Below are 12,232 nucleotides of genomic sequence, written 5' to 3'. Positions count from 1 at the left end.
ATGACGGCACCCATCGAACCCCGCCGCCCCGGCCCGGAGACCGGCCTGCGCTGGCGCGCCCTTGAAACCGCCGATGTCCCGGCCTGGCACGCGCTGATACAGCGCATGGCGGCAGCCGACCGGCCGCCGTGGACCGACACCACGGCGGATCTGGAACACGCCCTGGCCAACAGCAGCAACGACCCCGCGCGGGACACCCAGGCCGGCTTCGACCGGACCGGGGCGCTGCGGGCCTTCGGCCGCGTGGCGCTCAACCGCGGATCCGAAACCGCCGACGGATTCGGCGGCGTGGACCCCGAACTGCGCGGCCGGGGAATCGGCCGGGAGGTGCTGCGCTGGCAGCTGGAGCGTGCCCGGCAGCGGCTGCACGGCCCGGGGCACCGCCGCCCGGTGCTGCGCGTCTACGCGGAGGAAGCCAACGCCGGGCATGTCGGGCTGCTGGCCGCGGCCGGAGGATCGGTGTCCCGGTACTTCACGGAAATGACCCGCTCCCTGGACTCTGCGCCGCCCGAGGCGCCGCTGCCGGACGGCATGAGCTTCGCGACGTTCAGCAACCGGCTTTCCGAGCCCATCCGGCAGGCCCACAACGAGGCCTTCCGGGACCACTGGGGCAGCGAGCCGCGGGACCTGGAGCGCTGGAAGTTCACCACCACGCACCCGCATTTCCGACGGGACTGGAGCTTCGCCGTGCTCGACGGCGAGGGGCAGGTCGCCGGCTACCACCTGGCCAGCTACGACCCGGAATGCGAGCGCATCCACGGGCACACCGAGGGCTACACGGAACTGCTCGGCGTGCGGCGCGGCTGGCGCGGCCAGGGCCTGGCGCCCGCCATGCTGGCCGAGGCGATGCGGCGCTACGCCGCCTCGCAGATGCAGAAGGCGGCGCTGGCCGTGGATACCGAAAATCCCTCCGGTGCCCTGGCCCTGTACGAGAACCTCGGCTACCGGCCCACGCACCGCGAAGTGGTGTTCGACTTCCCCCTGCGCTGAAGCGGGGGCGGTCAGTCGGCGGGAACCGGATCCGCGGCGCGCGGAACCACCCAGATGGCTTCGGCCGCGGGCAGGCCCAGGTCCAGCCGCTTCCCGGCGGCCAGCAGGGTCACCGTTCCGGCGTAGGCCTGCCGCTCCAGCACCTGCAGCCCGACGTCGAGGTTAAGCCCCAGCCCGGCCAGATAGCGCAGCAGCTGGGGGTCGGTGTCCGAAACACGTGCCACCTGCACCTGCTCGCCCGGTTCACAGCGGCTGAGCCTGCGGGCGTCCAGGGGCGGAAAGCTGCCGTCACGGCCGGGGATGGGGTCGCCGTGCGGATCCCGCAGCGGGTGACCAAGACGCTCGGCCAGGGCATCGACCATCTTGTCGGAGACGGCGTGTTCAAGCTGCTCCGCCTCGTCATGCACCTCGTCCCACCCATAGCCGAGGTACTCCACGAGGAACGTTTCGATCAGCCGATGCCGTCGCACCATGGCGACCGCTGCCCGGTGCCCGGCCTCGGTGAGCGCGATGGAGCCGTAGCGGGCGTGCTGCAGCAGGCCCTGCCGGGTCAGGCGCTTCACCGCCTCCGAGACCGAGGACGGGGAAAAGCCCATATGAGCGGACAGGGCCGAGATGGTCACCGGCGCGCTGGTCCACTCCTGCGCTGTCCAGATGACCTTCAGGTAGTCCTCAGCGGCGGCTGAAAGCTGGATATCGGGCACCCGTCCACCATACGCCAGAGCCCGCGGAGCCGGTCGGAAGCAGGCTGCAGATACCCCCTGGGGGTACTTGACGGATACCCTCAGGGGGTATAACTTGAGGGCTGTTGACACACGCCGCCCACTTCACCGAGGAGCCCGCCATGGACACCGATCTGCAGCCCGACGGCCCGGCCGCCACCACCGGGCACGGCTACGGCTACACCGAGGATAAAGAGGCCTATCTACGGCGCCTGCGCCGCATTGAGGGGCAGGTCCGCGGCATCGCGCGGATGGTCGAGGAGGACAAGTACTGCATCGACATCCTCACGCAGGTCGCAGCCATCAACAAGGCGCTGCATGCGGTGAGCCTGGGCCTGGTCCGCGACCATATGTCGCACTGCGTGGTGGGGGCCGCCGAGCAGGCTCAGGCCACCGGCGACCCCTCCGTCGTCCAGGAGAAGGTCCAGGAAGCCGCCGACGCCATCGGCCGCCTGCTGCGCTGAGCGCGCGCCGGCCGCCGCCCCACTGAAGAAGCCGAACCCAGCCGAAACCACCGAAAGGCACCACCATGGAAACCGTGCTCAACATCACCGGCATGACCTGCGCCCACTGCGTCTCCTCGGTCACCGAGGAGCTCACAGCAGTGCCCGGCGTCGAAGGCGTGGACGTCACCCTCAACAGCGGGCAGGCCTCCGCCGCCGTGGTCCGCCATGACCCCAACGTCACCCGGCAGCAGCTGAGCGAGGCCGTCGCTGAAGCCGGGTACACCGTCGTCGCCGGCTCCTGAGCCCGGCGCTCCGCCCCGAAAGGAGGGGTTCCGATGAGCACTGAAGAACTGTTGAACCAACGTCCCGCCCGGGTCCTGGAACTGGACATCGAGGGTATGACCTGCGCCTCCTGCGTGGGGCGGGTCGAGCGCAAACTGGGCAGGATCGAGGGAGTCTCCGCCACCGTGAACCTGCCGCTGGAGTCCGCGGTGGTGCAGGTCCCCGACGACGTGACCGATGAGCAGGTCGTCGAGGCGGTCAACTCCGCCGGATACCACGCCCGCCTCCGGCGGCCCGCACCCGAACCGCGCGCCCACGGAGCGGGGGAGACGGACCATGACGGGCACGCCGGGGCAGGACCCGCGCACGAAGACCACATGGCCCACGGCGGCACGGCCGCCGACCTGCGGCCCCGGCTGATCACCGCCGCTGTGCTGTCCCTGCCGGTGCTGCTGATCAGCATGGTGCCGGCGCTGCAGTTCCCGCAGTGGGGCTGGGTGGTGGCCGCCCTGGCCACTCCCGTGGTGACGTGGGCGGCCTGGCCCTTCCACCGCGCCGCCGCCGTCAACGCCCGGCACGGGGCCTCCACCATGGACACGCTGGTGTCCATCGGGGTGAGCGCCGCCTACCTCTTCTCGCTGGCCGAACTGCTGCTGAGCCCCGGAGCCACCGCCGATCCCGGCATGGACGGCATGGACGGGATGGGCGGAGGCGTGGAGCTTTACTTTGAAGTGGCCGCCGTCGTCGTCACGTTCCTCCTGCTGGGACGCTGGCTGGAGGCAGGCGCCAAGGCGCGCGCCTCCTCGGCCCTGCGCGCCCTGCTCAGCCTCGGAGCCCGCGAGGCGGCGGTGCTGCGCGACGGCCGGGAGGTCATGGTGCCCGCCGACCGCCTGGCGGTGGGGGACGTCTTTGTCGTCCGCCCCGGCGAGAAGGTGGCCACCGACGGGATCGTGCTCGAAGGCCGCTCCGCCGTCGACGCGTCACTGCTGACCGGTGAGAGCGTACCGGTCGAGACCGGCCCCGGAGACACCGTCACCGGCGCCACCCTGAACACCTCCGGGCGGCTGATCGTGGAAGCCAGCCGCGTGGGCTCGGAGACCACTTTGGCCCAGATGGGGCGCCTGGTCAGCCAGGCGCAGTCCGGCAAGGCCCCGATCGCACGCCTCGCGGACCGGATCAGCGCCGTGTTCGTGCCCGTGGTCCTGGGCATCGCCGTGGCGACCTTTGCGCTCTGGATGCTGTTCAGCGGCGACCTGCAGGCGGCCTTTACCGCCGCCGTGGCCGTCCTCGTCATCGCCTGCCCGTGTGCCCTGGGGCTGGCCACGCCCGTGGGCCTGCTGACCGGCACCGGCCGCGGCGCGCAGCTGGGCATCCTGATCAAGGGCCCGCAGGTCCTTGAAGACACCCGCACCGTGGACACGATCGTGCTGGACAAGACCGGAACGGTCACCACCGGGCGGCTGTCCCTGGCCCACGTGCGGGCCTTCGATGGCCAGGACCTCGACGACGGCGTCCTGCTGCGGCTCGCCGCGGCGGTCGAGGCCGCCAGCGAACACCCCGTCGCCCGGGCCATCGCCGAGGCGGTCCCGGAACATGCCCCGGTCACGGGGTTTGAGTCCGCTCCCGGCGGCGGTGTCCGCGGCTCCGTCGAGGGCCGCAGCGTGGTGGTCGGCCGCACCGGCTGGCTTGAGGACAACGGCATCGGTCTCACCGACGCCGCCCGCGCCGCGCTGCTGCGCGAGCAGGAGTCCGGGAACACGGCCGTGTTCATCGCCGTCGACGGCCGGGCCGCGGGCATCCTCAGCCTGCAGGACACGATCAAGGACAGCTCCGCCGCGGCGGTGGCCCGGTTCCGTGAACTCGGCCTGCGCCCGGTGCTGCTGACCGGCGACAACGCAGCCGTGGCAGCCAAGGTTGCCGCCGCCGTCGGCATCACGGACGTCCACGCCGACGTGCTGCCCAGCCGCAAGGTGGAGGTGGTCCGCGAGCTGCAGGCCGGGGGAGCGACCGTGGCCATGGCCGGTGACGGGGTGAACGATGCCGCCGCCCTGGCGCAGGCCGACCTGGGCATCGCCATGGGCTCGGGCACCGACGTCGCCATCGAAGCGGCCGACCTGACCGTGATGGGCTCGGATCTGTCCCAGGTGGCCGGTGCCATCGAACTGTCCCGGAAGACCCTGGCCACCATCAAGACCAACCTGTTCTGGGCCTTCTTCTACAACGCGGTCGGCATTCCGGTGGCCGCGCTGGGGCTGCTCAACCCGATGATCGCCGGAGCCGCCATGGCGGCATCCTCGGTCCTGGTCGTGGCCAACTCGCTGCGCCTGCGCCGGTTCACGCCGCGGGGGTCCGCCTCGGGCCGGTGAGTGCCGGGACAGCGGAGGGCTGCCCCTTCGGCCGGGAGACGACACGGGCCGGCCGCCACCCTTCCAGGTGGCGGCCGGCCCGTTTCCCGTTTCCGGTGTCCGCAGCGGACGGCGCTGCGCTATCCGAGGCTGGGTCCGACGGCGTCGACCTGGCTGGCCAGCGGCACTCCGGAGCCGTCGCGGCGGCCGTGCTCGGTGGGCAGCGCCCGGGCCACGCCGTTGGCCGCGGCGGCCTTGGCGGGGCCGTGCCCGGCCCAGGCCAGCGACACCGTGTCCTCGCCCTTCAGGAACCGGTGCGCACGCACACCGGCCGTGGCACGGCCCTTCACCGGGTACTCCTGCAGCGGGGTGACCTTCACCGAGCCTCCCGGCGTGCCGGGCAGGGTCTCGGCCCCGGTGGACACCGTCACGACCACCGCCTGCGGGTCCTCGGCGGACACCACGCCGAAGAACACCACCTGGTCGCCGTCGGCGAGCCTGATGCCGGCCATGCCTCCCGCGGTCCGGCCCTGCGCCCGCACGGCGGCGGCGGGGAAGCGCAGCAGCTGCCCGCCGGAGGTGACGAACACGAGCTCATCGCTGTCCTCGGCGGCCACTGCTGCGCCCACCACTTCGTCGCGGTCCTTGAGGGCGATCGCCTCCCACTCATCGCGGTTCAGCGGATAGTCGGGATTGACCCGCTTCACCACTCCGTTGCGTGTGCCGAGGGCGAGGACCTGGTTCAGCGGGACCAGGGCCACCAGGCGTTCGTTCTTCCCGAGGGACAGGAACTCCTTCACCGGCACCCCGCCGGCCAGATTCGGCAGGCCGATGCCCGGCGCAAGCACGGGCAGGTCCATGACCTGCACCCGCACCATCCGGCCGGTGGAGGTCAGGGCGGCAATTTCGCCGCGCGCGGTGGCACGCACCACGGAGCGGAACGCGTCATGGCGTGCCCGTTTACCGGATTCGGTGAGTTCCTGCTGGTCCGCGGTGCGGGCCACCTGGCCGGAGGTGGACAGGATCACCCAGCACGGGTCGTCGGCGATCTCCAGCGGCAGGACGGCCTTGGCGGCCTTGCCCTTGGCGGTGAGGGACGCGGCGGCGGCCGCGCCGTCGGCCTCCGATTCCAGCAGCAGGGTCCGGCGGGGCGTGGCGTACTTGTCGGCAATCTCGGCCAGCTCGTCCGAGACCAGGGCGCGCAGCCGGGTATCGGAGGCCAGGATCTCCTCGAGCTCGGCGATGTCGCGGCGCAGCTCCTCCTGCTCCTTTTCCAGCTCGATCCGCGAATAACGGGTGAGCTGGCGCAGCCTTAGCTCCAGGATGTGGTTGGCCTGCACCTCGGAGAGGTCGTAGATCGCCATCAGCCGCTCCCGGGCCTGCGCGGTCTCGTCGGAGGACCGGATGATCTGGATGACCTCGTCGATGTCCATGATGGCCACCAGCAGGCCCTCGACCAGGTGCAGCCGGTCTTTCTTCCGGCCCAGCCGGAAGGCGGTGCGGCGGCGCACCACGCCGAGGCGGTGGGCGACGTACACCTGCAGCAGCTCGAGCAGGCCCAGGGTGCGCGGCTGGCCGTCGACCAGGGCAACGTTGTTGATGCCGAAGGAGTCCTCCAGCGGGGTGTACCGGTACAGCTGGGCCAGCACCGCCTGCGGATTAAAGCCGTTCTTCAGCTCGATGACCAGCCGCAGCCCGTTGGTCCGGTCGGTGAGGTCCACGACGTCGGAGATCCCGGCGAGCTTCTTGGAGGTGACGGCGTCCTTGATCTTTTCGATCACCTTTTCCGGGCCCACCATGTAGGGCAGTTCGGTGACCACCAGGCCCGTCCGCCGGGGGCTGATCTGTTCGATCTCCACCTTGGCGCGGGTCTTGAAGGAACCGCGCCCGGTGGCGTACGCGTCGCGGATGCCGTCCAGGCCCACGATCCGTCCGCCGGAGGGCAGGTCGGGCCCGGGCACGAAGCGCATCATGTCCTCAAGCGTGGCGTCCGGGTGCAGGATCAGGTGCCGGGCCGCGGCAATGACCTCGCCGAGGTTGTGCGGGGCCATGTTGGTGGCCATGCCGACGGCGATGCCGGAGGCGCCGTTGACCAGGAGGTTCGGGAAGGCGGCGGGCAGCACCTCGGGCTGCTGCAGCTGGTTGTCGTAGTTCGGAACGAAGTCCACCACGTCTTCGTCGAGGTGGCTGGTCAGCGTCAGTGCCGGGGCGGCCAGGCGCGCCTCGGTGTACCGGGCGGCGGCCGGGCCGTCGTCGAGCGAGCCGAAGTTGCCGTGGCCGTCGATCAGCGGCAGCCGCAGCGCCCAGTCCTGCGCCATGCGGACCATCGCATCGTAGATGGCGGTGTCGCCGTGGGGGTGCAGCTTGCCCATCACCTCGCCCACCACGCGGGCGCTCTTGACGTGGCCGCGGTCCGGGCGCAGGCCCATCTCGGCCATCATGTAGAGGATGCGCCGCTGCACCGGCTTCAGGCCGTCTCGGGCGTCGGGAAGCGCACGCGAGTAGATCACCGAGTAGGCGTACTCCAGGAAGGAGCCCTCCATCTCGCTGGTCACGTCGATGTCGACGATGTTCTCAGCGATCTGCTCGGGAGGATTGGACGGGGAGGAGCGCCGGGCCATGCTGGGGTTGTGTCCTTGCGGTCGGTTGGGCGGTCCCGCCGGGCAAGGGCCCGACATGCGCCGCGGTCCGCGGCGGCACGCCGGGGCCTGGCTGACGGACCCGCCCGGCAGGTTTGCTGACAGTGCGGGAAAAATCCCACTACCCTGAGTCTATGGCGGACCAGGGACAGTACCCCGAACATTGGGAAGCGGACATCGTGTTGCGCGACGGCGGCACGGCCCACCTCCGGCCGGTGCACCCCGACGACGCCGAAGCGCTGCAGGCCTTCCACATGCGCCAGTCGCAGAACTCCATCTACCTGCGCTTCTTCACCTACAAGGCCAAGCTGAGCAGCAAGGAGCTGGCCCGCTTCACCAAGGTCGACCACCGGGACCGGGTGGCGCTGGTGGTCACCATCGGTTCGGAGATCGTGGGCATCGGCCGGTATGACCGCCTCGACGACCCGGCCGAGGCCGAGGTTGCGTTCAATATCTCAGATGACCACCAGGGCCGCGGCCTGGGGTCCATCCTGCTGGAGCACCTCGCCGACGCCGCCCGCGAGAACGGGATCCGCCGGTTCTCCGCGGAGGTGCTGCCCGAGAACCGGAAGATGATCGGCGTCTTCGCCGACGCCGGCTACGAGGTGCGCCGCCACTTCGACGACGGCGTGATCGCCCTGGACTTCAACATCGACCCCACCGAGAAGTCCCGGGCGGTGATGGAGGCACGCGAGCACCGCGCCGAGGCGCGCAGCGTCGCTGACCTGCTCGCGCCGTCGTCGGTGGCCGTGATCGGCGCCAGCCGGGAATGGGGCACGGTGGGCTACCAGCTGCTGGAGCACATCGTGGAGGGCGGTTTCAACGGGCCGGTATACGCGGTCAACCCGGAGGCCTTCGAGCTGGCCGGCATGGTCTCCTACGCGCGGATCGCCGAAGTGCCGGAGCCGGTGCAGCTGGCCGTCATCGCCGTGCCCTACGAGCAGGTCCTGCCGGTGGTCGACGAATGCGCCGCAGCCGGGGTGAAGGGGCTGCTGGTGGCCACCGCGGGATTCGCCGGCGACGGCGAACGGGGTTTGGCGCGGCAGCGGGAGCTGGTGCGGCGGGCCCGGGCGAACGGCATGCGCGTGGTCGGCCCGGCGTCGCTGGGCATGATCAACACCCGGCCCGGGGTCTGCCTGAACGCGTCCATGGCGCCCGAGCTGCCGCGCCGCGGCGGGCTGGGCCTGTTCAGCCAGTCGGCGGCCATCGGCGTGCTGCTTTACGCCGCGGCGCAGCGGCGGTCCCTGGGCATCTCCTCGACGATTTCCGCCGGCAACCGGGCCGACGTGTCCGGCAACGACGCCATGCAGTACTGGGAGGACGACGCCGACACCCGCGTGGTGGGCCTATACCTCGAGTCGGTGGGCAATCCCCGCAAGTTCTCCCGGATCGCCCGCCGGCTGGCCACCTCCAAGCCGGTGATCGTCGCCAAGTCCGACGTCACCGGCCTGCGGCTGCCGCCCGGGCACGCCGTGCGCACCACGCAGGCCCCGCCCGGGGCGCTGGACGCCATGTTCCGCCAGTCCGGAGTGATCCGGGTGGACACCAACGAACAGCTCATGGACGTGGCGCAGATCGCCGTCAGCCAGCCGCTGCCGCGCGGGCGCCGGCTCGCGGTTTTCAGCAACTCCGCCGCCCTGGGCCGGGTGGTGGCCGACGCCGCGGTGTCGCTGGACCTGGAGGTGGCCCGCGTCGAGGCGGACCTGGAGCTCGACACCGGCATGAGCGTTGCCCTGCCGCAGCTGCGCGCCACCATCACCAAGGTGATGGGCGACGACGCCGTCGACGCCGCCGTCGTCACGCTGCTGCCCTCGCCGGGCCTGACCATGGACGCCATCGCCGACTGCCTCGCCGAATGCGTGGAGGAACTCGGCAAGCCGGTGGTCGCCGCGTTCACCGGAATCATGGAACCGATGGCCCACGTCGAGGGCCTGCTCGCCACCCGCGACGACGGGGGCAACGGCCGCCAGCACGGGCTGCCCTGCTTCGCCAGCCCGGGCGCGGCCGTCAGCGCCCTGGCCGCCGTGATGCGGTACACCGAATGGGCCTCCCGCGAGCACGGCCACTTCGTGGAGCCGGACAACACTGATCCGGCCGCGGCGCAGGAACTGATCGATGCGCTGATGGACCAGGTGCCGGGGGACCGGCTGATGCGCCTGGACGCCGCGCAGACGGCACAGCTGCTGGGCAGCTACGGGGTCTCGGTGCTGCCCTCCGTTCCGTTCCGGACCGCCGACGAGGCCGTGGCCGCCGCCGACCGGCTGGGCTGGCCGGTGGCGATCAAAACCATGGACGAACATCTGCGCCACCGCCTGGACCTGGGCGGGGTGCGCCTGAACATCTCCACCCCGGAGTCGCTGCGCCGCAACATCGAACACATGCACCAGGCCCTGGCCCCCTACGGAAGCTTCGAGCTGGAGGTGCAGGCGATGGCACCCACCGGGCAGGGCTGCACCATCCGCGCCATTGAGGATCCGCTGCTCGGCCCGGTGCTGTCCTTCGGGTTGGCCGGCGATGCGGTGAACCTGCTGGACGACTGGGCGCACGGCATTCCGCCGCTGACCGACGTCGACGTCGCGGACCTGATCCGTGCCCCGCGGGCCTCCACCAAGCTGTTCGGCTATCAGGGACTGCCGCCGGCCGACGTCGCCGCCCTCGAGGACCTGGTGGCGCGCCTGGCCCTGCTCAAGGACGAGCATCCGCAGGTGGCCCTGCTGGAAATCAACCCCGTCCTGGTCTCCGGCAACGGCGTGACGGTGCTCAGCGCCGACATCCGGCTGGGCAACCCGCAGCGGCGCACCGACAGCGCCAGACGGGCCCTGCGCGGCTAAGCGGGGTCCGGCGGCGCGGCTGCCCACAGCCCGGCGCGTCCGTTTAGGCGATGGGGGCCGGGACGGGGGAAACTGGTTGCATGGCTCCGCTACTTTCCGCTGCCCGACGCAGCCTCGACGCTTCGATCGAACGGGCGGGTTTCTACCCGACCCTGCTGGCCGACGTCGTCCATGACGCCCTGGACGACCGCGAGCCGCTCTCGCACCTGATCCACCTGGAAACCCATTTCGACCGCACCGAGGTGCACCGGCACATCACCGTGCTCGTGCTCACCGAGGACATGCTGGTGGTCACCCATGTCGATGACCAGCAGCTGGATGACGCGGGCGAGCAGATGATGGCCCAGGTCTCCACCGAGTCGGTTCCCGTGGCCCAGATCCGCTCCGTCGTCCTGGGCTACATCTACGCCCAGCCGCAGAACTACAAGCCGTCCGACCAGGCCCGCGAGCTGACCCTGGCCATTGCGTGGTCCGGCGGCCAGCGGCTGGACATGGGCCCGGCCGGCTGCGCCGATCCCCAGTGCGACGCCGACCACGGCTACACCGGCACCGTCGCCCAGGAGGACATCGTCCTGCGGGTCAGCGCCGAGGCCGACGGGCTGCAGGCGGTGCAGAACGCCAAGGCGTTCGCCCGGGCGCTGCGCAAGGTCAACACCGACGCCACCACCGCGGCGCGGCCCCTGGACGCCGGACTGGACCGCCGGATGCCGGGCGTCCGGTTCAACCGCGGCCACCACCAGCGGTAGCGGCGGTGCTCCAGGACACCGGTTCCGCCCAGGACCTGCCGGCGGCTCCGCCCTTCGGGTCCCGGACCGTTGCGGAGGTGCTCTCCAGCGCGGCCGCCGTCGTCGGCGTGCCCGGTTTCGCCAATGCGCTGGCACTGCCGCCCGCGCGGCGGGTCTGCGTGGTCATGGTGGACGGCCTCGGCCAGTCCCTGCTGCGGCAGCGGGCCGGCCATGCGCCGTTCCTGCGCGGCCTGGCCTCCACCGGCCGGACGCTCTCGGCCGCCTTTCCCACCACGACGGCGGCGTCGCTGGCTTCGCTGGGCACCGGCCTGCCGCCCGGACGGCACGGGATGGTCGGCTATGACGTGCTGGACCCGGCGCAGGACCGCGTGGTCAACCAGCTCGGCGGCTGGGATCCCGGAGTGGATCCGAAAGCCTGGCAGCCGCACCCGACCGTCTTTGAGCGCGCCGAGGAGCATGTGCCCACCGTGACCGTCTCGTTGCCGCGGTTTGCCGATTCGGCCATGACCCGGGCGGCGCTGCGCGGCGGCCGGTTCATCTCGGCGGAGGGGATGCACGCACGGGTCACCGCCGCTTCGGAGGCCCTGGTATCCGAGAAGAGCATGCTGATGTACCTGTACTGGAATGAGCTGGACAAGGCGGGGCACCGGTACGGCTGCCAGTCGGGCCGCTGGGGGGACCAGCTGGAGGAGCTCGACGGCGCGCTGCGCACCCTGGTCCGGCGGGTGCCGGCGGATACCCTGGTGGTCCTGACCGCCGACCACGGCATGCTCGACGTCGAGGCCCGGCACCGGTACGACTTCTCAGCCGATTCCGCCCTGGTGGCCGGGGTGCGGCACACCGCGGGGGAGCCGCGCATGCTCCACCTCTACCTGGAGCCCGATGCCACCGAAGCCCACCGGGACGCGCTGCTCGCCGCATGGCGGAAGGCCTACGGCAGCCGGGCATGGATCCTCACGCGGGACCAGGCGCTGGCGGCCGGCCTCTTCGGCGCGGAGGTCGATCCGGCGGTCCGGCCGCGGATCGGCGACGTGCTGGTGGCCGCGAGGGAACCGATCGCATTGTTCGACACCCGGCGCCAGCCGGAGACCGCCCTGGACATGGTGGGCTATCACGGATCGCTGACCCGCGTCGAGCGGGAGGTTCCGCTGCTGACCCTGGCCGCTCCGGGCCGCCGCTGACGCCACCGGCAGGTTCCTGCCGGCCGATTTGACGACGGTGCCGGGCACCG

At 71.4% G+C, this 12,232-nt stretch carries 9 protein-coding genes; 7 read left to right on the top strand and 2 right to left on the bottom strand.

The features are described 5' to 3' along the window. Nucleotides 1–990: a GNAT family N-acetyltransferase gene (locus AC5RUW_RS07325; protein ID WP_494160068.1), complete on the top strand. Its 990-nt coding sequence runs from the start codon at nucleotides 1–3 to the stop codon at nucleotides 988–990. An 11-nt stretch (nucleotides 991–1,001) separates the two neighbouring features. Here the strand turns inward: AC5RUW_RS07325 and AC5RUW_RS07320 are convergent, their stop codons facing one another. Then, nucleotides 1,002–1,694: a metal-dependent transcriptional regulator gene (locus AC5RUW_RS07320; RefSeq protein ID WP_494160067.1), complete on the bottom strand. Its 693-nt coding sequence runs from the start codon at nucleotides 1,692–1,694 to the stop codon at nucleotides 1,002–1,004. 140 nt (nucleotides 1,695–1,834) lie between these two features. Between AC5RUW_RS07320 and AC5RUW_RS07315 the strand changes: the two genes are divergently transcribed. From AC5RUW_RS07315 to AC5RUW_RS07305, 3 genes are all read left to right on the top strand, one after another. Continuing rightward, nucleotides 1,835–2,176 carry a metal-sensitive transcriptional regulator gene (locus tag AC5RUW_RS07315; RefSeq protein ID WP_494160211.1) on the top strand — a complete coding sequence of 114 codons (342 nt, stop codon included), beginning with the start codon at nucleotides 1,835–1,837 and terminating at the stop codon, nucleotides 2,174–2,176. A 65-nt stretch (nucleotides 2,177–2,241) separates the two neighbouring features. Then, entirely contained in the window at nucleotides 2,242–2,460 is a 219-nt protein-coding gene (locus tag AC5RUW_RS07310) for a heavy-metal-associated domain-containing protein (protein ID WP_494160066.1), read from the top strand. A 33-nt stretch (nucleotides 2,461–2,493) separates the two neighbouring features. Continuing rightward, nucleotides 2,494–4,806 (top strand): heavy metal translocating P-type ATPase, encoded by a 2,313-nt coding sequence (locus AC5RUW_RS07305; RefSeq protein ID WP_494160065.1) that lies wholly within the window; start codon nucleotides 2,494–2,496, stop codon nucleotides 4,804–4,806. A gap of 119 nt (nucleotides 4,807–4,925) precedes the next feature. On the opposite strand, the gene AC5RUW_RS07300 is transcribed toward AC5RUW_RS07305, so the two are convergent. After that, nucleotides 4,926–7,406: a DNA gyrase/topoisomerase IV subunit A gene (locus AC5RUW_RS07300; RefSeq protein ID WP_494160064.1), complete on the bottom strand. Its 2,481-nt coding sequence runs from the start codon at nucleotides 7,404–7,406 to the stop codon at nucleotides 4,926–4,928. 152 nt (nucleotides 7,407–7,558) lie between these two features. Here AC5RUW_RS07300 and AC5RUW_RS07295 point away from each other — a divergent pair, with 152 nt between their 5' ends. The 3 genes from AC5RUW_RS07295 to AC5RUW_RS07285 all read left to right on the top strand — a co-directional run bounded on the left by AC5RUW_RS07295 (nucleotide 7,559) and on the right by AC5RUW_RS07285 (nucleotide 12,182). Next, nucleotides 7,559–10,255: a bifunctional acetate--CoA ligase family protein/GNAT family N-acetyltransferase gene (locus AC5RUW_RS07295; RefSeq protein ID WP_494160063.1), complete on the top strand. Its 2,697-nt coding sequence runs from the start codon at nucleotides 7,559–7,561 to the stop codon at nucleotides 10,253–10,255. An 80-nt stretch (nucleotides 10,256–10,335) separates the two neighbouring features. Beyond that, a complete protein-coding gene (locus AC5RUW_RS07290; RefSeq protein ID WP_494006792.1) occupies nucleotides 10,336–11,001 on the top strand; it encodes a DUF5998 family protein in 666 nt (221 codons plus the stop codon). Nucleotides 11,002–11,006: 5 nt separating this feature from the next. After that, nucleotides 11,007–12,182, top strand: a complete 1,176-nt coding sequence (locus AC5RUW_RS07285) for an alkaline phosphatase family protein (protein WP_494160062.1) — start codon at nucleotides 11,007–11,009, stop codon at nucleotides 12,180–12,182. Nucleotides 12,183–12,232 lie beyond the last annotated feature (50 nt).

This window comes from Arthrobacter sp. Y3222053 (assembly GCF_059092805.1).
Note: the sequence above shows the minus strand (reverse complement) of the source record. Positions and strands in the feature narration are given on the sequence as shown.